The sequence below is a fragment of the Mucilaginibacter sp. genome (assembly GCF_025359345.1).
Taxonomy (GTDB): domain Bacteria; phylum Bacteroidota; class Bacteroidia; order Sphingobacteriales; family Sphingobacteriaceae; genus Mucilaginibacter.
The window spans coordinates 94,968-114,840 of the sequence record NZ_JANYGQ010000025.1; the positions used below are offsets into that span (position 1 = coordinate 94,968).

Here is a 19,873-nt window from a genome sequence, read left to right on the forward strand (position 1 = left end):
AGCTTTCGTGTATGGAGCAACAAGAGTTAATACCACATTTATTTAGAACCGAGTACCGCAAAATAGTTTCGGTGCTTTGTAAACGGTTCGGTTTCGCTGAGATTGAAGTAGCTGAAGATATTGCCAGCGAAACTTTTATAACAGCTGCGCAAACATGGGGCATCAAAGGTATCCCGCCAAACCCTGTTGCATGGCTTTATAACGTTGCAAAAAATAAGGCCAAAAATTACCTGCATCGGGAGCTTCTTTTCAATGGCAAGATCGCCGCCGAATTAAGGAATAATTTGGATGAGGAGTATGAGTTAGAAATAGATTTGTCGCCGCAAAACATCAACGACAGCCAATTGCAGATGATGTTTGCCATTTGCCATCCATCAATTGCGCCAGAGGCGCAGGTTGGGCTGTCGCTGCGCATATTGTGCGGTTTCGGTATTGATGAAATTGCCGAAGCCTTCCTATCAAATAAAGAAACTATAAATAAACGATTGTTTAGGGCCAAAGAAAAACTACGCGAAGGAAATATAAAAATCGAATTACCGACGTTGGCTGAAATTGATGAACGCCTTGACGCAGTTTTAACAACAATATACCTTTTGTTTAACGAGGGCTATTACTCCGTTAATAAAAACCAAACCATACGTAAAGACTTATGCCTGGAAGCCATGCGTTTGTGCAATATGCTGATTGAAAATAAAAACACCAATAAGCCGCATGTAAACGCCCTTATGGCTTTGATGTGCTTCCATACTTCGCGGTTTGACGCGCGGATAGGCATAAACGGCGAGCACATATCATATGAAGAGCAGGACACAAGCCTCTGGAATCCCGATTTAATAAGCAAGGGCGGATATTTTTTAAATTGTGCAGCAGTAGGGGATAGATTAACAAAGTATCACCTGGAGGCTACAATTGCTTTTTGGAGCACCCGGCAACCCGATACAACGGAGAAATGGGAAAATGTGTTGCAGCTTTATAATCACTTGCTGCAAATAGAATACTCGCCAGTAGCAGCGCTGAACCGCACGTTCGCTTTGTCAAAAGCAAATGGCAAAAATGAAGCCATTATTGTTGCCGAAAAATTAAACCTGATTGATAATCAATTTTATTTTACGTTGCTGGGTGAGCTTTATACCGGGATAGATAAGGGAAAAGCTAAACTGAATTTTGAAAAGGCGTTGTTCATAGCAAAAAATCAGCCTGACAAGCAATCCATTCAAAAGAAGATAGACTACTTATAGTGTAAATTGTCATAAATATGCCATTCTGCTCGCCGGAGCGAATAATTTGTATTTTATACATTTATTTTAATTGCATTAATTCCTATATTAGTGTCCTGAATTTGATGAATTAAAAGGGGTTCTTATCACACCCTTATTTACTGAAAAATAATTTTGAAATGGTAGCATCGCGTTGTTTAAATCAATGCACGTTGGTGTTAATCATGTATTATCAATCGCAATTATGCCCCTGATGAAAAATTTTGTATACTGGACTATGGTTTTGCTGGGACTTATTTGCGCCATCTGCATAGCAATTCTTATAATTAACTGGTCGGTTACGACGAAAATTTAGCCTCTCTAATAATTTTTCATTCAACGAAAATTTAGCTTTTGAGCGTAACACCCTGAATGTTAATGGCTATGAAAGCTATCTTTAATCGACTATACAATGCGCACTAAAAAAGATGAAATTTTATTTAAAAAACATTTGCAACAATAAGTATAAATCTTACCTTTGCGTTCCCTTTCGGGATGTAGCGTAGCCCGGTATCGCGCCACATTTGGGATGTGGAGGCCGCAGGTTCGAATCCTGCCATCCCGACTAAAGCGATACCAATCGAGTCGAAAACCCCTTAAATCGTATGATTTAAGGGGTTTTTCTTTTTATTTCAACCCAAGTTATTCAAGTAAAACCAAAGAAAATGAGACCTATTCGGTTACCCATTTTAATTTATTACGTTTGGGTCACCAAAAGCATTATAACGTACTGATAGTCAATTAATTGATTAGTTTATTTTGACACATTTTGATACGGTTTGATACCTGTTTTTTATTCAGACCGGTGACCCTTTTTCAAGGGACATATCAAATCAGTCAAAACCATGCTTTTGTAAATTATTAATTGAAATAGCTATGAGTACCACAAACAACACCTTTGGAGTTGCTTTTTATCTAAAAAAGCAAAAGACTACTCAAGCGGGAAAATCACCGATTTATGCCCGCATTACTGTAAACGGCAAGCGTATAGAAATATCTGTTAAACGCTCTATTGAGGAAAATAATTGGAATGCTACTAAAGGAATGGCAAAGGGCAGCCGCGAAGAAACCGTTAAATTGAATAAATACTTTGACCAATTTAAGGCTGGAATTATTGACAGCTACCAACAGCTTTTATTGCAGAAAAAATTTATTACCGCAGAACTCTTAAAAGAAAAAGTTACCGGGGGCGATCAGGCCGAGTTTACATTATGTAAATTAATGGAGTATCATAATTCAGATCAAGGGCAGCTATTGGAGCCAGGCACGATGAAAAACTATTATACTACGCAGAAGTATATTAAAGAGTTCATCAAAGAGCGCTTTAAAACCAGCGATAAATACCTATCAGAATTAAGCTATAAGTTTATTACGGACTTCGAGTACTACCTGCGCAACAGAACGCCGGAGAAAGGCCAAAAAGCTCTAAATAACAATGGCCTGATGAAACATATTGAAAGGTTTTGCAAGATGATTAATCTTGCTGTAAGGTTGGAATGGATAGACCGCAACCCCTTTCACGCTTACCAGTTGAAATTTGATAAGGTAGAACGGGAATATTTAACCAAAGACGAATTGGCAAGAATTGAAGCTAAGAAATTCAATATTGTACGGTTACAGGTAGTTCAAGACCTTTTTGTTTTCAGTTGCTACACAGGATTGGCTTATATTGATGTGTTTAATCTAACGCCTGCTAACCTGATAGAGAAATCCGAGAATAACATTTGGATTGCTACCAACAGGCAAAAGACAAACGAACCTGTTAGAGTGCCTTTGTTACCAAAAGCTTTAGCGATCATCGAAAAATACAAAGGGCATCCACAAGCAATAGCCGAGGGCAAGGTATTGCCAACGCTAAGTAATCAGAAACTGAACAGCTATTTAAAGGAAATTGCCGATACGTGCGATATTACCAAGCCCCTTACCTTTCATATTGCCCGCCATACATTTGCCACTACGGTAACATTGACCAATGGCGTACCTATAGAAACTGTAAGTAAATTGTTAGGGCATAGCAAACTGACCACAACACAAATTTATGCTAAAGTGGTTGAGAGCAAATTAACTGATGACATGGCACAACTGAGCAAAAGATTAAAATTATGATAATCATTGTAGTAATTAATATTCAACTCGGGAGGTACTTCCGAGTTGAATATTAAATTAGTGATGGTATTTTGGTAGGTATAGGTTATTGCTTTAAGGAAAATTTTCTTGTTTTTACTTAACAGGTAAGTGCTACCGAGAAAATGGAATATACCAATAATAGTTCGCGAATTCCTGAATAAAAGCCGACTTGTCGCATTGACCGTTACAGTTTGTGACAGCGCATACTTTAATCTAACTAAATGCCGACAGCTTTTTTTATGCTTTCTCGGGTTAATGATTGCATATACGAAATAGCTTTTGCATTTACCTTGCCATTTTTATCAATGACAACATAAGCAGGATAACCGGCTCCCGCATTAAGGGCTGTTTTTATCTTGTTTATAATTTTATCGTTTACGTAAATATGCGTACCCGGAATTTGCATATCGCCAATCCTGTTTTTCCATACTTTCATAGTTGAGCCGCTGTTAGTACACAGATAAATGTATTCAATAGGCAAGTCGTTATTTTTCTCATGAAGCTTTTTGCTGTAGGGCATATCAGCTATACATGGGGCGCACCAGGTAGCCCAAAAATCGAGAATAATGGCTTTGCTGGGAAATTTTTGCTTAAGGGTCACAATAAAATTATCAATGTTGGTTATTGTATCTAAACTATACAGTCGGGCATCAAAAGATAATTGTACCAAAGGGGTTCCAATATCAGCTTTGTCCAGTTTTTTTGACTGCGCAAACAGGCTGTCTATCCGTTTTTGATTGGCGCTTACTTTAGCCAATTCGGTCGTTGCTATTTTCTTGCACCAGCTTGTTTTTATCCCGTTAATAATTTGTGAGTAGGAGACGGCGTAGTTATCCTTCTCTTTTTCCAACAGGAATAGTTTAAATACGTCTGCCTTTTGCTGCGTGTATAAACTGTCAAATAGCTTAATGGTCCCGAATACCACATTTTTTTGTTTAAAATTTTCCTGGGTTAGGCTGTAAATACCCAGGTAATTATAATAACCAACACCATCGTTACTGATAAAATAAGGTTGATGAACGCTTATCGCTTTAAAAAGTTTATTGGGCATCACGTTGTTCCAATAAGCTACGCAAATATTTCCGTAATAATCAGACAAGGTTTCATTCTTAACTGCCCAACTATAAGCAGGGTACCCGACAATAAAATCGTTATCTATTTTAGTAAGCAGTTGAAGTATAGAATCGGTTTTAAAGGCGAATGTGTCCTCATTATATTTCTTTCTCGCATGGCAAACGTTGCGCAGGCTGTCATTAATACTCCCCCTTTCCTTTTTCCTGAACAATACGTGTTTATTCATAACGGTATTCAACTCTCCGTCAGTGCCCGAATAGGTTATTCCCTCGCCAATCATGTAAGCGCCATCCTTAGGTACTTTGCGTGCGTTTATGGTGATAGTTAACCCTGAATTAACATAGATGCCGGCGTATAAATAGTCACCTGCCTCAAGCCAAATTTGTTGATAGGGTAAATTTTGATCGAGAACAATTTTAGCTGACCCTGCAGTGTTCGTTTCGGTGAACCTTGTAGCTTGAAATGCGATGCCCAGTTGTACTAATGTGTATTTGATATTTACTTTTTTAACGCTATCGGGCAAGTTATTTAATTGGATAGTTAAGGTGGCCGGTTTACGGGCCGTTAGGTAGGCATCCATCTTTTTATCTTCGATAGTAAGCGGAGCCGTGTTTTGCGCCCTTAACTGCATGCAGCAACAGGCCAGTAGCAAAAATATGAGGTGTTTCATAGGTGTGATGCTTTATTTTTTAATTGTATTTAAGGCTTTTAGTACGTTTTCTTTTTTGTTGCGGGATATCGGGATGTGTGTGTCATCGTTCATTAACAGGTAGCCCGAATCTTCTTTAACCAGGCTTTTTATATATTTAATATTTACCAGGTGTGATTGATGGCAGCGGATAAAGTCATAGCCGGTGAGCAATTCATCGTATTCAAAAATGGGCTTAGATACGAGAATGCTGTTTCCGTCAGATAAAAAAAATTGAGTGTAAGCGTTTGACGATTCGCAGCGGATAATATCCCCCGTATGTACAAATCTGATCTCTTTGGTCGAGGCCAGCGCCAACTTGTGTTCCCTTTTGGCGTCCTTATCTTTAATAAAATCCATTAAGTTTTCAAGTTGAAGGTTCGCCTTCATTTTGTTAAGCTTTGCTTTTACTTTGCTTACACATTCTTTTAATTCTTCAGGATTTATCGGTTTTAATAAATAATCAATAGCTGAAAACTTAACTGCCTGTATACCATAGTTGTCAAAAGCGGTAACAAAAACCACTTCAAACTGGTAATGCGGCAAAGCTTTAAGCACCTCAAAGCCATTCTTATCCGGCATCTGAATATCTAAAAACAACAGATCTGGAAGTGTGGCTGTAATCAAACCAACCCCTTCATCGGCATTTGTAGCTGAGCCTACAATTACTACAGGCAGTTCATGCTCTTTAAGCAAGCGTTCAATATTTTCTATATTGTTCTTTTCGTCGTCGATAACTACCGCTCGTATCATATCAGCCAATTTTTAAAATGGATAATCACCTTGGTTATGTTGTCCGTTCTTTTCATAAAAAGCTCAATATGCTGGTCGTTAAGTGTCTGGTTTAATAACTTTATCCGCTCCTTTGTTAGCTGAAGGCCAAACCCGTTACTGCTATTATTTTTATAAAACCCTTTGCCATTATCGTTTATGCTCACCACCATATCATTATTCAATTTATCAAATAGCACAAACAGTTGTCCGTCTTTCTGCAAGGCCGATATGCCGTGCTTTACCGCATTCTCTACCAATGGTTGCAGAAATAGGGCTGGTATTTCGAGAGCGCTGGCATCTATCTGCCCGTCAACCTTAATTTGATAATAAAATCCAAACCGGAGCTTTTCCAGCGCTAAATAACTCTCCAGGATCTTTATTTCGGTTGAGATACTTACAAATTCCTTATCACTGGCCTTTAATGAATCGCGCATTAAATTGCTGAACTCAATTAAGTATTTCGATGCATTTTGCGGGTCATTCTTTGTGATTAGCCCTTGTATAGAGCTTAGTGCATTAAACACAAAATGCGGATTAAATTGCGACCGGATAGACTTGAGCTCTGTTTGCACCAACTGCTTTGAAATACGCTGTTCTTTTAGTTTTTCCGCCTGTTTCCCTGACCTCCACAGCAACAGCAAAAATCCGGTAGCCAATATGCCAAGCAAGCTTAAAGCGGCCTTTGCCCAGACAGTTTGGTACCAGGCCGCTTGTATGGTAAATGCATAGGTGCATATATTATCACGCTGTACACTGTAACGAATTTTAAGCCGGTATTTGCCGGGCGAAAGATTTTTAAGCCAAACCAAATTAAAATCGAAATCATTCACCGTCCAGCCTGTACTGTCTTTCCCGTTTACCAGGTTATATTCAATGATACTTTTCGATTTTATAATATCGTCTAAATAAAAGATCAGGTTGTTTTCATTGTAGCTAAAGTCTTTTTTTAGTTTCAAAACAGTATCCTTGCTCCAATCGGCTTGGTTCGGGTTTTCCAGCGGACTTGTCCACTGCTTTTTAAAAATGCTTAAAAAATCGGGCAACTGCGAAAACGTGAACACCCCAACAACTCTCGGCCGCCATTTTACCCAGTAAGCCGTTACCGAAGCATTAATGCTATCTGGTGTGCTTATTTTGCGAACCTGAAAGGTAAGTGCTGTACCATATGCTGCCTTAAACTGACCTAAATAGGCTGATAGCTCATCTTCTTTATCAGGATCAGCAATTTTAGTCATTAAATATGCCCTGCAAAACAACTTCGGCTTTGACCATGGCAACACAACTTTTTGCTTATCCTCTATCACCCTGAATTGATATTGGCCAACGTTTTTCGGGTTGATGCCATTAACGGTTATAATGATTCCTGACGAATCAAAAATAGGGATAGCATATTTCCCGGCATAGCCGTCAATCATTTGTATATACGATTGTGATCCGGGATTGCCGTATTCCTTTAGCTTGGGAATCTTTTGCAAAGCCTGACGATAGTTAACCGCCAGTTTATTAGAGTAAAATGCAGCAATTAATACATTTTTATTCTTTGAGCGGGAGTTTTCATAATTAAAATATGTTGAAGAAAAATACTTGCGAATAGAATCGCCGTGGCTATCGTACCGAATGACCGGGTTGATACTATCCAAGTGCATGACAGGCTTTTGTGCCTGGCAACACAAACCTAAAAAACAAAAAAGCAAGAATATGATGATACCACGCATTCGCTAATTTCGATTATATATATCAAAGTAAAGCTTTTAAATCTTATTAGGATATGCTGATTTGAATCTGGTATGCCTTAATTTGAATCGGGTGGGGTAATGTCCTTTTTTGGTATTCTTGGGAGCTGCTTTTTACTATATCGTCAACTCATCCCGCAAATTGTGATTAGCTTCAACGATGTTTGGCATAAATTTGTAGTATAAACTATCATTATGCGATTGCAATATTTTAAACATCGAAATTTATTCGACTTCGATAAAAGCACAAACGATGTCGGCTTTCCTCTGCCATGGAAAAAGGGTAATGAAGACAATCACTTCCTTTATCGCCTCTACAGAAAGAAGAAAGATCAATACGAGTCTTTATATCAGCATCACCTCAACTTCTTTTTAATGAAACATAATGATGCAACCGAGCAGGAGTTCTTTATTCACGTCAAGCAAATCATAACTGATGCGATCAGCGAGCTTGTCAACAAAGACCGCTATACCTCGAAACATGCCCGGGAACGCCGAAACCGTTTGCAATTGCAGGAGTTTTTGGAATACCTGAACACGCTTGACCAGTGGTTTATACAGTCAACCGACCAGGAGACAATTAAACGCCAGTTGGAAGAGATCGCCAAGCTTATCAGCGGAAATAAGAAGCTGAAAGAGGAAAATAAAAAATTGCGCGAATTAGAGACCAAAGATTACATTGACATTCGCGAAGGGAGGCACAAAACGCTATATCACCTTATGTTACAGATCAGGGAGCTTAAACTGGAAGACAATAAGGAACTCACGAATGCCACTACGCTCAACATATGGTGCAAGATGATCGCCAAGTACTTCAGAGTGGGCGGAAAAGAAATCAACTTTGAGAGCGTAAAGCCTTATTTCCCACCGGAGAACAGTGACGACCTTACCAAATATAAAGACATACCTAAGAAAGATCAGCTTTTTACCATCATTCCTGCAAGGAAAAGAAGCTTGTAAAATATCACTTTAACTATACCTGCTTTAATCCTCACCTTTTAACAACTATCTGTATTAGAGTTTATTAGTTGTGTCTCTATCTTTTCAATAACCCATCAAATCTGACCTTCGAATTTTTGGGGGTCAGCCATGCGCTGTTTTTCTGCTTTCATTTGCGGCATGGAAATAATCAATTACGAAGCCCTAAGCCACTGCATCAGGGATGCGGTCAGGGACGAATTACAGGAACATTTTAAGAAAAGAGATAGCCCGCCCCAACAGATCAATGAACGGCTATTGTCCAAGAAAGAACTATCGGACGAGTTAGGAGTGTCATTGGTGACTGTCACGGACTGGATGAAAAAGGGATTACCTTTTTTGCGCCTGCACAAAAGGGTGTATTTCAAAATGAGCGAAGTGCTCAAAATCATGCAACAAAAAATTAAAGATTAGGGAGGGAAAGATGAACATTGAATTTATCACAAAGGATGATATACGTAGGATCGAGAGTTTATTAGGCGAGATCAAGGGGCTTATAAAACCCGGTCAGGGACAAAGCAAACAATGGCTGAAAAGCTATGAAGTCAGGAAGCTATTAAACATTTCGCCTGGCACCTTGCAGAATTTAAGAGTTAACGGAACACTCCGTTATACCAAGATCGGCGGGCTGCTTTATTACAAGTTAGAAGACATTGAAAAGCTATTGGAGGGCAACGCCAGGTGAGGGAAAAAAGCAGCTCCGATGCGAAGCATCGGAAAAAGCAACAGGCGAAGACCAAAGCGAAGCTTTGGTAAAAGGGCGGCACAGCATACCGCTTGCGGTATAGCTGTATAGTTGTCTATACCGGCCGGAGGCCGTTAACAAAAGGCATTTTCCGATAGGAAGCAAGTTTGTGTTTTTGGTACCCAAAAACTCCGCCCGCGCCTTTGGCGGGTCGGCAAACTTGCTTTTTGCTCCCGATGGTCGCAAAAAGGGATATCGAAAAGAGATGGTTAAAGACAGGGGAAGATTATGGAAGCTAAGGAAAAATTAAAAGCAGTTAACGATAATCCGAAACACAAAGGCGGAAGACCAAAAGTGAAAATCAGGCGAGAAAATCATGTGAAAGTGAGGTTGACAGCAACGGAGCGTTTTATGATGGTTGCCAAAGCTAAGGATGCCAGTATGCGGTTGAGCGACTGGATAAGAGCAGCCGCAAGAACCGCCAAAGTTGTGGCAAGAATAACAAAGGAAGATGCCCAGGTCCTGCGGATGTTAGCAGGTTTAGCCAACAACCTGAATCAGTTAACAAAACTTGCGCATAGGGATGGCATCTTAACGATAGCACGAAAATGCGATGCGCTGCTGATCGAAATTGACCAAGCCTTAAAATACTTTAACGAACATGATCGCCAAGATACCTAAGCCGGGCAAAAGCTTCGGCGGCTGCATAGAGTATAACGTCCTCAAAAAAGAGGCGGCCATACTTTATGCGGATGGCGTGCGCATCGACAAGACAGCGCACATCATTGCCGATTTTAATATGCAGCGAAAGATGAACCCCGGTTTAGGTCAGGCAGTAGGCCATATTTCGTTAAGCTGGAGCCTCGAGGATAAGGACAAGTTGAACGATGAAAAAATGGTCAGTATTGCCAAAGAGTACCTGCAAAAAATGAAAATACAGGACACGCAGTTACTGATCGTTAAGCATAAAGACCGGGCGCACCCGCATATTCATATCGTTTATAACCGGGTTAATAATGAGGGTAAAACCATACCTGATAGTTTCCAGCACCTCAAAAATATTAAGATCAGCAAAGACCTAACCTTAAAGCATGGCATGCACATCGGGCAAGGTAAGGAAAAGGTTAACCGTCAGCAGCTAAAAGGTATCGATAAGTTAAAATACGAATTATTCGATACCATTAAAGCGGTAAGCCAAAAGGTTACCAGTATGGCAGAGCTTAAACAGGAATTGTTGAAGCAGGGTATCGGTATGCAGTTCAAATACAAAAGCGGCACGTTGGAAAAACAAGGTATCAGCTTTAGTAAGGGCGACTATAAGTTTAAAGGGTCGGAGATTGACCGTAGTTTAAGCTATGGCAGGTTAAGCAAGCAGATTGAGCAGCAGGCACAGCAGAAGCAGGCAGAAGAGCAACGCCCGACCTTAGCGCAACAGCTAAGGGAAGTCATAAACAGGGGGCCAGTTAAAGAGCAATCCAGCCACCAGTCCGTAATTGATTTGTTTGGCCGCATTCCGATAATTACACCAGAACCTGATCCATACCGCAGGAGAAAAAGAAAGGGTCGGGATAACGATCAAGACCAAAGCCAGGGCATTAGCAGGTAATAAACAACAAAATTAATGAACAACAAAAAATTATTAAGACATGGGAACGCACGAAGAAAATAACATGCAGCAAGAGATTATAGATAGTATGGCTAAAAAGGTTACAGACCTTGAAAAAAGACAGTCCAAAATTGAGGAACTTGGTTTAAGCTCCCTGCCATCAAAAGTTAAGGAATTGGAAAGTAAGGTAACAGAAACAGCCGAAATGCAAACGCTGGAAAATACCAAGCAATTAGAGCGTTTTGATAGACAAATGAATGGCTTTGATGTAAAAATCAATGCCATACCCAAAGAAATACCTGTTAAGTATAATGTTCAGTTTGATACCAAAGCAAAATTTGTAATCAGGACAATTTTAGGATTAGGGCTTGCCACCGCCATTATGCTTGCTATCTCGATAGGCTTGTGGATTGAAAACAATCGCAGAGCTGATGAAACAAACAAATTCCTAATTTTACGGGGCTTTTATCCCAATGTGGCAAAATATATTGATACCGCTTATCTCACCAATGCCGACTTCTTGCTTAAAAAAGCAAAATCCAACATTGATGAACAGCAAACTATGTCAGAAGCAGAATTTCGAGCGAAGCAGGCTGCCGAAGAAAGCAAAATGGCAGATGAAAAGTTAAGGACAATGAAACGTAAAAGCCAACCTGTAAAAACCCATGCAAAAAACAGCGACAGGCGGTAATTCTAAGTGACTCATATAAAACGGCATTTCTTTTTTATTCTCTGATAAAGGGCTACCCTCTGTTAACGGAATTATAAAATTTATTAAAATTGAAACATTGCCTTAACCATTAACATTCGTCCCCTTAAAGGATAGTTAGCAGTAGTCAAGATGTTATTTGAATAAACATAATCAATGTAGTTTTTCGTATTGAATAAATTTGATGCGGTAACTCCAAAATCAAGCTTTCTTTTCATCAGCCTCTTCTGCAATGTAAGGTCAACGAATGAAGCATTCGTACGCTTTGAACCAGTTGTAGAATTAATATACTGCTCTATATTCCCTGTTGCCTGGATTTTCCAGGGAAGAAATATAGTCGCTTTTAGGGTTTGGCGAAAAGAATAAACCGGATCATAATGCGTGTTTAGCCCAGCTGTTTCCGAATCATTTTCGTATACCGTTAGTTCGGCGTTATGGGTCAAAGTGATAAAGTCATTCGGATTACTATTGATTTTTGTGCCTACAGTATACTCATTATTCCTAAAGTGCAGTAAATTGCCTTGTTGAAGTTGCTCTGCAATGTTCAAAGCATAATTAAGATGTAGGGTTAAAGTCGTTTTGAGGGATAACCAAAATTTACTTACGTTTAATGATGTATTAAGGTATTGTGACTGGTTTGAAAAAGCAATATATTTCCTTACAGTCAGTGTGCTATCATACTGATCGTCAGTCATTACATTTGACCTGCTGCTGGTATAAAGGAAATTTAAATTGGAAAAAATGCCCGTAATAGTATTTTTATAGTTCAATTGATAGGACAGCGTTTTATTGTTCACTTGGCTTATAGGTGCATCGTTAACATAAAAGCTTCTATAATCATTTAAAATAAAACCCGGTGAAGTGTTGTCATCCAGTTTATTATTCATTGCCAGCGTTATACTATTTGAAAAATAGTTATTTAAGTTGAACTTAAAATACAACTGCGGCTCAAAGAATAACTTATTGAAAGATCGCTCTAATTTCAGGGCTGAATCATCAAGTGAATTATAACTAATTTTGGCAGTTAGCGAACCGTTGAAGCCTTCATTAATGACGGTCACCCCTAATTCATCATAGAGTCTCAGCATGTTTCGTTTAATGGTGTCCTGATAAAATGATCCAACAGGCATGCGATCATTACTGATTTTTTTGGTTAAATCGTTTCCTAACGTTTCGCTTCTGACCGTAATCCCAGGCGAGTTAGTAAAGTTTATCAGTTTCAACTTCTTTACATAGGTTAAATAATTATTTGTATAAAACGTTTGCTTATGAATTTGTTGAAATAACCCTTCGAAAGGGTTGCCTGCATTCAAAATATCAGGGTAAAGCCCCGGCGACACAGTTAGGTTTTGCGGCAGGTTATTAAATGCAGTAAATGAGCTAAAGCCAACGATATTATTAGCTACACTTATAAATCCATTTAAATTGTTTGTAAAACTTTGAAAGGGGTTTTTGAGTTGCTGGCTGATACTTCCATTTGAAATGTAATCGGATTGACTGCTCCAAATTTGCTCATAGCGTAAATCATTGTTTAGGTAAAAATCTTTTTTATTAGCTTGTAGGGCGAGGCCAGTGATCAGCTTTGTAACCGATTGTTTCCCGGCGTGGCCTTCATTGATCCTAATAGTATCTTTAGGGAGATAAATGTTGGTCAGGGAACTTGGATTTGCAGAAACAGCATCGGTTTCAATGGCTGTGTTCAGCTTAAGGTCTAAAGTTTTATTTAAAGACACAAGATAGTTTCCCGTTCCCAAATTGTTATTATTAAACCAGTACCGGTTCTGATCTATAGGGGGTTTTGACGGCATCGCAATTTTAGCCAGGTCTTGTTTTGAGCTGCCGCTTTCATAATAATTAGGCGAGAAATATTGTTGGGAAAGTTCCTCATCGAGGTTGTCGCCAGTATTGTTTGTCTTTGCAGTGTTAATAAACTGAAGCCCCTTACTAAACTTCAGAAGACTTAAATTGTCGTCTCTTAAGTTACCCGGAACACCTGCACCCAGCTGCGCATTTCCCAAAAGGCGCAATTTGGCATTATCTTTTAGCCTGATATTAATTGCGGCACGATCTGAGGGGGTGGTGTTTTCAAGAATTTTTATCGGTTGATGGTCTTCTAAAACCTGGATCTGTTCAACATCGTTGGACGGTAAATTGTTGGTCGCAATGTTATACCTGCTGTCCAGTAGATCCTTGCCTTCAATGTATAATTTATTTATTGCCTTATTGTTATACAATATTTGCCCTGACTTAGTGACTGTTATGCCTGGCAGCTTTTTTATAACGTCAATAATAACCCTGTCGCTACTATCTGAAAACGCTTTAACATCATAATTAATAGTATCGCCCCTTGCTTTAATCGGATTTTTGACTGCCTTGATTTCAACCTCATTCAAATCATTTGTTGATGGTTTAAGCAAAATATCAAGAAAGTGGCTGTCTTTACCGGACAACAATAGCGCCGCTTTTTCGTAGCCTATATTAGAAGCAGTAATGATTAAACTATCAGTTGGTGAAGTATAAGAAACAGTAAAGATGCCATCTTTATTGGTTGTTCCATAAGTTAAAATTACTCCATTCGATTTTTGGGATAATATGATATTCGCACCATCAATTGCTTTCCCGGTTGCATCATGAACTTTTCCTTTAACAATGATCTGTGCCAGTCCATTTAATTTAAGACAAAAGAGAAATATGCATAACAGCTTATACTTCACGAATTTTCATAGAATTAATTACCTGTGACCTGTTTCAAAGCATCACCATTTGGCAAAGTGCCATTTTTGTTCAGCGCTCTTTGATTTAGCATCGCTTTTTTTAATTGCGACTCTTTCACCACTGCATACGACTTAATATTTAAAATCCGGTTTTGATCTTTGGCATAATTAAACGAAGTCAATTTAATGTCAAAGCCGGTGTTTGTAGTAGCCTTAATTATTAACCCCGGTAATCCATAAAAATAATTAGGCCCATCGCGCAGCGGTATTTCTATGCAATACCAGGCTGTTATTTGGATAGTGTCCTTAGTCATGGACGCTTTATGGCACATCAGTTTTCCAATCATAGCTGTTTCAGGTAGTAATTTCCATCGTTTAGAGCTTAATGTGTCAACTTGAAATCCTAACGACTGATCACCAACGTCCTGAATGTAAAATGCCTTGTTGCGGGTATAATCCTTTTCAATCTCGAAATTACATAAATTGGTTAGCAAATCTCCACGTTCAAATTTCATAGGTGTCCCTGATGATTGCGATTTTTCATATTTTTTTTGAATGCGGCTCAAATTTTCCTGCTTTCCTGTGCTACAAAAATAACTCCCGGACTTTGTGATATCCAATTGACATACATCGTTTATTATTTTTTGCCCGTTTTTGAGATAAACGACTTCGTACTGTGCTGTTGCAGTTATTGTCTTCTTCGCCTGGCAAAAGGTACTCTGTTGCGTACATAGGAAGACGATCAAAAATAATATTGTGGCTCTCATAACTTCTATTAAAAAAGGAATAGCATCTTACGACGCTATTCCTTATTAAACTATAATCGTGGTTAAATATTTTGTTAATTTATAAATTGTCAATTACTGCACTATCAAAGTAGTGTTCGTGCCGCAAGCTGCGTCACAGGATTGGGTTAAACTATACATTCTTGACACAGCTTCCCCTTCTGTCGCTCCGTGAGATACGCAGTTCCAGGTTACGCCGCAAGAGCTGACGTAAGTTGCTGTCATTCTAACTGCTTCCATAAGCCACGAATAACTCGAGATCGCGACATTTCTTTTCGATTTAGTTTCGTTAATAATATTGGTTGATTTTGTTCCTGCAAAGCTTGCAAGCGTTAGGAAAAGGATTCCTGTTGATAAGATAATTTTTTTCATGTCAGATAAGTAATTTAGGATTATAGATTAATTATTTTAAAGATATATATTATTCCGCAAAAAACAATAAAATATTAATTAATTTTTAATCGATAATTTATCCTATTCTGAAAATGATTTAATTTCTGTTTTCAGTCTCTCTGTAATTGAACATATTGTATGATAAGAAGCCGGTTTTCTTTATGGGGGATATAAATCAAAGAGGGAAGTCCAATTTATGATCAATATGGAAATTAAGGAAGCAGTGAATGAGATTTAAAATACAAAAGGCCCTAACACTTTCTGTAATATTCAGGCAGTTTCATTCAGGTAGAATTAAAAAGCTCGCTGTTATAAGCAGCCTAATAAAATAGATTTCCAGTTTAATTTATATCCCCCAATAACGAATTAAGATATTTATCATCAATCGGCTGCATTTCTATCTTTTTACCCTGTGCCCTCGTTATTTTGGCAAACGAGTTGGTTTGATTAAGGTTATTTAATAACGATGTAAAATTAGCAGGCGAAATATTTATGTCTTTTGCATTTTTTAAATCACAAACATAATATCCATCCACGAACTGAACATGCTTATAAAAACGGTAATCTATTGCTTTGGCTAGCATCTTCTCAGTACATATCAGATTTCGGCATAAAGATATGCCTGTCGTTTCTATCGCGATTATCGGTATTCAGATGCTCTAAAATACGATCTGCCACAATAATCTGCACCGCCTCTGATCGGAAAGCGTTAACGGCATCAGTAATTTCAACCAATTGTTTTTTTAATCGTTCTGTTTGTTTATACATGCAGTGCGTTATTTGCCCTTAAAAAGCTCATTTTTTTCTTTTTCTGCCTGTAGCAAACGTTCATAAAGCTTTTTATTTTCCTCAACCAACTCCATTAGTTTATCTAATGGGTTGAAAGTACAATGATGACGGAAGTCGCCTGTACTGTTATCATGAAAGTTATTAAAATAGTTAAACACAGCTTCTTCACTGAAATTTTTGATAGCATCAGGCGTCACGCCTAAAATCTTAGCTACTTTTTCTAAAACATCGTCTTCCAAAATCTCACTTTGTTCCATTCGGGAAACAGTTTGTTGGCTCACACCCAATTCAGATGCAAGAGTTTCCTGTTTAATGCCCCGAAGTTCACGGATGCGGCCAATCTTTCGACCGACATTGGTATTGGTAGATGTTTCCATAGTTTCAAATATACAAAGATTTCTTTTTGATAATAATAAGGGTAATATACGGAATATTCCCTTCGCTTCGGCAGACGGCTTCATTGCACCACGCACTGCGTGCCGGGTCCCATTGCGCCGTCAGCCTTCGCGCCGCGCCGCAAAACTGAAATTCGCTGCACTCATAACAGATTTGCTTCCGGCCACCGCTCCTTGATAGGACACATTCCATATTCACCTGTACAGCGAAGATAGCCCACGCCGGGATAAAAAGTAAAGGCTATACAGAGCGGCGGGAGTTGTTCGCTTTCAGCGGCCCCGCCGGCCTTGACATTTTACCCGGCTACGCGCTCTTGGTTGCTTAACAGTTGAGTATGGCCTGCGTGTTCATAACCTCTTCCGGCTCACCTGAACGCGGCCGAGCATCGGCGGTAAACAACACGGTCGTATAAGTAAAATACACGCGCTATGGGTTCAGTACCGCTTTACACGTGTCGAAATTTGAATATAACGTAAAGCAAATCCATCATGAAAGTCATTATTAATAACATCAATATCTACTTTAACACCGGGTATAAAAGCACTATTAATATAGGAAACGAAAGAACAACTGTACCGGATTTACAGGATTTCTCCCCTCATATCGTCGTAAAAGATGGCGTTGTAACAGATGATAGCGCATTTCTTGAACGCCTAAAGGAACGCCTTACCCAAAGTGAACAAGAAGTAAAAGAATTTCTGGAAAAGTATAACGCAAAAAACCAATAAATGCGATGGAAAGAAAGCATATCAATCTCTCTCCTTTTCAGTGCAGGGAATTGGAAGAAATTATTACTCCCCTGGTAAGCCAGTATCAAACAGAATATATTCTTTGTTTTGGCTGCCTGAACGATACGAAATCCGCAGCGAGTTGTTTTATTGAAGAGATCAAGCAAAGTAATACACATTATTTCCTGCTCATGGTCACCACAGAGCCAACACGTATTGAGCATGAAGTTCAGGATTATGTCAACAATCATTTTGAACAGGCAGCCATTACCATTATCGCGCATGGCCTCGAAACGGTAACGAATGCGGTAAGCCAGGGCAACCGCTTTTTTAACGTAGTTTGCCGTGAGGGAATGCAGTTATATACGGCCAGTGGCTTACGGTTAAACCTGGGTTACCCGAACCTGAACCCCGCTACCACACTGGCAACGGCCGAAAAACATTTTTATCACCGGTATCAAATGGCTTTAGGCTTTATGGAAGCGCCAGGCGATTGTTTTGAAAAAGCATATTATGACAATACCGTTTTTATGCTTCATCAGGCTGTCGAACAGGCTTGTATTACCATGATCGGTGTATTTATGGCTTACCGTTCAGACAAGCACAATCTTACCCGCCTGTTGAATTTATGCCTTTGTTTTTCCGGCGAACCCGCCGCCATATTTCCACGCAAGACCGGGGAAGATCAGCGTCTATTCCAACTATTACTGAAAAGTTACTCGGAAGCCCGTTACCGGGACGAATATAATGTGAGCAGTCAGGATGCAGATATCCTTTGCACACAAGTAAGGGCATTGATAACGCTTACGGAGGAACTTTGCATCGACCAGATAAATGACCTGCGGACGGCGGTTAGCCATATCCCTAAACAGAATTGAATCTTTACTTAATTACCTAACTGTAATATCATGCCAGCTAAAAAAACAAAGTTGAGTACGGTTTTATCACCTGACACTTTCTTTTATACCATTTCATTTGAACAGCCCAAACAACGTTTGACGAGAGAAATACTTGAGAAACATTTTCCGGTACCCAAAGGCAGAAAGGCACACCGGGGCATCCATACGGAATACAAAAACTTTAAAAATAGATTGGTGTCAGTGAGTGTAAAACTGCCTGATAATTCTGAAAATATGCTATCTCTGCATGTGGGCTTAGATGAATTAGATGTTGCCTGTACCTGTGGTATGCCGGACAGAAAACTATGTTATCATGCTTACATGGGATGTATAGCCTTACCTGGCGGCATTATTTGGATTTCGACAGCTATTACTGGCCGGGTTTTATAGCTGACGAGAAAGTTAAAGCCAAGTTTTTAACTACCGAAGTAACTAAAAACTGGATTGCTGTAAAACCGAAAGCAAAATACGGTAACATTTTTAAATCTACCATCGGATTTAAGGATATTGAAAAGTTGCCATTGGTTAAACCTGCAATGGTTACAACTATGCCAACAGGTGGTCAGCAGGTAATAGCTTATTGCTTAACTTACAATGTAGGCAGCCATTCCAATTTGCACCTGCCTGTTCTAATGCCTTGTTTGGGAGTGACAAGTAAGCATAACAATGAGGTTGTTAGCTTTAAGCGGTTCAACCGCAGGGATAAACCTATTGCGGGTGTCACCTACAACATAAACCAGCAGCAACTCAATGAAATATCCACTCAACAATATGATACTTCAATACGGCATTACGGATTAACTGGTGAGGGAAAAAAGCAAGAAGCGGCAAAGGCAAAGCAAGAAATGCTTAACTTATGGGAACGGGCAATTCCCTTACTTTTAAACGAAAAATATAACTATTGCTATTATACTTATTGGTTAAAGTATCTTAAAGACAAACCCCGCAAGGCCGATATGAGGGGATGTCAATACAGTTTAGAAAGACCCGTTCTAAGTTTTATATTAAAGTTTCACCAAGACCATTTTTCATTTGTTGCGATGGTTTCTGTTAACGGCCAACCTTTAAAATTTAACTATAAGCCGCATTTGTTTGTATTCGATGACACTACAGAATTATGTTACCTCATGCCATCGGTTCAGGGGGACGATCTGTTAATGTGGGTGTTATCCGACAACAAAAGGTTAACGGTGCTTAAAGAACATTTTAAAGAGTTTCACGATACATTTCTTGCTGAGGTTAGTTCATACTATCCGGTGTTATTTATCGATCCTGAATCTCAAAAACCTGTCCCATATAGTTTTGAAATGATTTCCAATGGAATAATTAAAATGACGTATCTATGGAAAACGATGAAATCGAATTTAAGGAACTATCAGCAAGCGAGGTCAAAGAAATGCTTTTAGTATAAGGTATATTTTTATTAATTACCCACTCGATAAACTTAAAGAAATAATATGGCAATTGTATCGGGGATGGGTTTACAATTCGCCGAGTGGGTACTGCAGGATGATATAAAAGATATGCTACTGTTTTATG

General features: G+C 39.0%; 19 protein-coding genes and 1 tRNA gene. 13 read left to right on the forward strand and 7 right to left on the reverse strand.

All coding sequences use genetic code 11. The annotated features are described in order from the left end of the window. Nucleotides 1–11: 11 nt before the first annotated feature. The 3 genes from Q0R52_RS15625 (at nt 12) to Q0R52_RS15635 (ending at nt 3,362) form a co-directional block, all read left to right on the forward strand. Nucleotides 12–1,238, forward strand: a complete 1,227-nt coding sequence (locus Q0R52_RS15625; protein ID WP_295795886.1) for a DUF6596 domain-containing protein — start codon at nt 12–14, stop codon at nt 1,236–1,238. Between the two features lie 509 nt (nt 1,239–1,747). Further along, nucleotides 1,748–1,821, forward strand: a tRNA-Pro gene (locus Q0R52_RS15630). Between the two features lie 311 nt (nt 1,822–2,132). Beyond that, entirely contained in the window at nt 2,133–3,362 is a 1,230-nt protein-coding gene (locus tag Q0R52_RS15635; RefSeq protein WP_295795888.1) for a site-specific integrase, read from the forward strand. A gap of 238 nt (nt 3,363–3,600) precedes the next feature. Here Q0R52_RS15635 and Q0R52_RS15640 read toward each other — a convergent pair whose 3' ends face one another. The 3 genes from Q0R52_RS15640 to Q0R52_RS15650 are packed head-to-tail and all read right to left on the reverse strand — an operon-like array spanning nt 3,601 to nt 7,565. Next, nucleotides 3,601–5,127: a TlpA disulfide reductase family protein gene (locus tag Q0R52_RS15640; protein WP_295795890.1), complete on the reverse strand. Its 1,527-nt coding sequence runs from the start codon at nt 5,125–5,127 to the stop codon at nt 3,601–3,603. Nucleotides 5,128–5,139: 12 nt separating this feature from the next. Continuing rightward, nucleotides 5,140–5,898, reverse strand: a complete 759-nt coding sequence (locus Q0R52_RS15645) for a LytTR family DNA-binding domain-containing protein (RefSeq protein WP_295795891.1) — start codon at nt 5,896–5,898, stop codon at nt 5,140–5,142. Beyond that, nucleotides 5,895–7,565, reverse strand: coding sequence for a histidine kinase (locus Q0R52_RS15650; protein ID WP_295795893.1), 1,671 nt, complete (start codon nt 7,563–7,565; stop codon nt 5,895–5,897). Before Q0R52_RS15650 ends, Q0R52_RS15645 begins: the two co-directional genes overlap by 4 nt. Before the next feature lie 282 nt (nt 7,566–7,847). On the opposite strand from Q0R52_RS15650, the gene Q0R52_RS15655 reads away from it, so the two are divergent. The 6 genes from Q0R52_RS15655 (at nt 7,848) to Q0R52_RS15680 (ending at nt 11,612) form a co-directional block, all read left to right on the forward strand. Continuing rightward, on the forward strand, nt 7,848–8,612 hold the full coding sequence (locus Q0R52_RS15655) for a hypothetical protein (RefSeq protein ID WP_295795895.1): 765 nt from the start codon (nt 7,848–7,850) through the stop codon (nt 8,610–8,612). Between the two features lie 159 nt (nt 8,613–8,771). After that, the gene (locus tag Q0R52_RS15660) at nt 8,772–9,044 is read left to right on the forward strand and encodes a DNA-binding protein (RefSeq protein ID WP_295795897.1); all 273 of its coding nucleotides are present in this window, start codon (nt 8,772–8,774) and stop codon (nt 9,042–9,044) included. A 10-nt stretch (nt 9,045–9,054) separates the two neighbouring features. Then, nucleotides 9,055–9,315 carry a helix-turn-helix domain-containing protein gene (locus Q0R52_RS15665; protein ID WP_295795898.1) on the forward strand — a complete coding sequence of 87 codons (261 nt, stop codon included), beginning with the start codon at nt 9,055–9,057 and terminating at the stop codon, nt 9,313–9,315. A gap of 288 nt (nt 9,316–9,603) precedes the next feature. Then, nucleotides 9,604–9,996: a plasmid mobilization relaxosome protein MobC gene (mobC, locus tag Q0R52_RS15670; RefSeq protein ID WP_295795900.1), complete on the forward strand. Its 393-nt coding sequence runs from the start codon at nt 9,604–9,606 to the stop codon at nt 9,994–9,996. After that, nucleotides 9,977–10,921, forward strand: coding sequence for a relaxase/mobilization nuclease domain-containing protein (locus tag Q0R52_RS15675; RefSeq protein ID WP_295795903.1), 945 nt, complete (start codon nt 9,977–9,979; stop codon nt 10,919–10,921). The genes mobC and Q0R52_RS15675 overlap by 20 nt, the downstream gene beginning before the upstream one ends. Before the next feature lie 40 nt (nt 10,922–10,961). Then, nucleotides 10,962–11,612, forward strand: coding sequence for a hypothetical protein (locus tag Q0R52_RS15680; RefSeq protein ID WP_295795906.1), 651 nt, complete (start codon nt 10,962–10,964; stop codon nt 11,610–11,612). A gap of 83 nt (nt 11,613–11,695) precedes the next feature. Here the strand turns inward: Q0R52_RS15680 and Q0R52_RS15685 are convergent, their stop codons facing one another. From Q0R52_RS15685 to Q0R52_RS15700, 4 genes are all read right to left on the reverse strand, one after another. Beyond that, nucleotides 11,696–14,344 (reverse strand): carboxypeptidase-like regulatory domain-containing protein, encoded by a 2,649-nt coding sequence (locus Q0R52_RS15685; protein ID WP_295795910.1) that lies wholly within the window; start codon nt 14,342–14,344, stop codon nt 11,696–11,698. 14 nt (nt 14,345–14,358) lie between these two features. Further along, complete coding sequence (locus Q0R52_RS15690; RefSeq protein WP_295795913.1) at nt 14,359–15,111, reverse strand: GLPGLI family protein; 753 nt, start codon at nt 15,109–15,111, stop codon at nt 14,359–14,361. A gap of 752 nt (nt 15,112–15,863) precedes the next feature. Further along, complete coding sequence (locus Q0R52_RS15695) at nt 15,864–16,106, reverse strand: hypothetical protein (RefSeq protein WP_295795915.1); 243 nt, start codon at nt 16,104–16,106, stop codon at nt 15,864–15,866. A 192-nt stretch (nt 16,107–16,298) separates the two neighbouring features. Next, a complete protein-coding gene (locus tag Q0R52_RS15700; RefSeq protein ID WP_295795917.1) occupies nt 16,299–16,688 on the reverse strand; it encodes a helix-turn-helix transcriptional regulator in 390 nt (129 codons plus the stop codon). Nucleotides 16,689–17,195: 507 nt separating this feature from the next. On the opposite strand from Q0R52_RS15700, the gene Q0R52_RS15705 reads away from it, so the two are divergent. From Q0R52_RS15705 to Q0R52_RS15720, 4 genes are all read left to right on the forward strand, one after another. Next, a complete protein-coding gene (locus tag Q0R52_RS15705; protein WP_295795918.1) occupies nt 17,196–17,435 on the forward strand; it encodes a hypothetical protein in 240 nt (79 codons plus the stop codon). Between the two features lie 5 nt (nt 17,436–17,440). Next, nucleotides 17,441–18,313, forward strand: a complete 873-nt coding sequence (locus Q0R52_RS15710; protein ID WP_295795920.1) for a HEPN domain-containing protein — start codon at nt 17,441–17,443, stop codon at nt 18,311–18,313. A 30-nt stretch (nt 18,314–18,343) separates the two neighbouring features. Further along, nucleotides 18,344–18,724 (forward strand): hypothetical protein, encoded by a 381-nt coding sequence (locus Q0R52_RS15715; RefSeq protein ID WP_295795922.1) that lies wholly within the window; start codon nt 18,344–18,346, stop codon nt 18,722–18,724. A gap of 131 nt (nt 18,725–18,855) precedes the next feature. Beyond that, nucleotides 18,856–19,740: a hypothetical protein gene (locus Q0R52_RS15720; protein WP_295795924.1), complete on the forward strand. Its 885-nt coding sequence runs from the start codon at nt 18,856–18,858 to the stop codon at nt 19,738–19,740. The last annotated feature ends 133 nt before the right edge of the window (nt 19,741–19,873 follow it).

Coding starts and splice junctions, on each gene's coding strand:
- Q0R52_RS15625 (WP_295795886.1), top strand. CDS start 12: ATGGAGCAACAAGAGTTAATACCACATTTATTTAGAACCGAGTACCGC.
- Q0R52_RS15635 (WP_295795888.1), top strand. CDS start 2,133: ATGAGTACCACAAACAACACCTTTGGAGTTGCTTTTTATCTAAAAAAG.
- Q0R52_RS15640 (WP_295795890.1), bottom strand. CDS start 5,127: ATGAAACACCTCATATTTTTGCTACTGGCCTGTTGCTGCATGCAGTTA.
- Q0R52_RS15645 (WP_295795891.1), bottom strand. CDS start 5,898: ATGATACGAGCGGTAGTTATCGACGACGAAAAGAACAATATAGAAAAT.
- Q0R52_RS15650 (WP_295795893.1), bottom strand. CDS start 7,565: ATGCACTTGGATAGTATCAACCCGGTCATTCGGTACGATAGCCACGGC.
- Q0R52_RS15655 (WP_295795895.1), top strand. CDS start 7,848: ATGCGATTGCAATATTTTAAACATCGAAATTTATTCGACTTCGATAAA.
- Q0R52_RS15660 (WP_295795897.1), top strand. CDS start 8,772: ATGGAAATAATCAATTACGAAGCCCTAAGCCACTGCATCAGGGATGCG.
- Q0R52_RS15665 (WP_295795898.1), top strand. CDS start 9,055: ATGAACATTGAATTTATCACAAAGGATGATATACGTAGGATCGAGAGT.
- mobC (WP_295795900.1), top strand. CDS start 9,604: ATGGAAGCTAAGGAAAAATTAAAAGCAGTTAACGATAATCCGAAACAC.
- Q0R52_RS15675 (WP_295795903.1), top strand. CDS start 9,977: ATGATCGCCAAGATACCTAAGCCGGGCAAAAGCTTCGGCGGCTGCATA.
- Q0R52_RS15680 (WP_295795906.1), top strand. CDS start 10,962: ATGGGAACGCACGAAGAAAATAACATGCAGCAAGAGATTATAGATAGT.
- Q0R52_RS15690 (WP_295795913.1), bottom strand. CDS start 15,111: ATGAGAGCCACAATATTATTTTTGATCGTCTTCCTATGTACGCAACAG.
- Q0R52_RS15695 (WP_295795915.1), bottom strand. CDS start 16,106: ATGCTAGCCAAAGCAATAGATTACCGTTTTTATAAGCATGTTCAGTTC.
- Q0R52_RS15700 (WP_295795917.1), bottom strand. CDS start 16,688: ATGGAAACATCTACCAATACCAATGTCGGTCGAAAGATTGGCCGCATC.
- Q0R52_RS15705 (WP_295795918.1), top strand. CDS start 17,196: ATGAAAGTCATTATTAATAACATCAATATCTACTTTAACACCGGGTAT.
- Q0R52_RS15710 (WP_295795920.1), top strand. CDS start 17,441: ATGGAAAGAAAGCATATCAATCTCTCTCCTTTTCAGTGCAGGGAATTG.
- Q0R52_RS15715 (WP_295795922.1), top strand. CDS start 18,344: ATGCCAGCTAAAAAAACAAAGTTGAGTACGGTTTTATCACCTGACACT.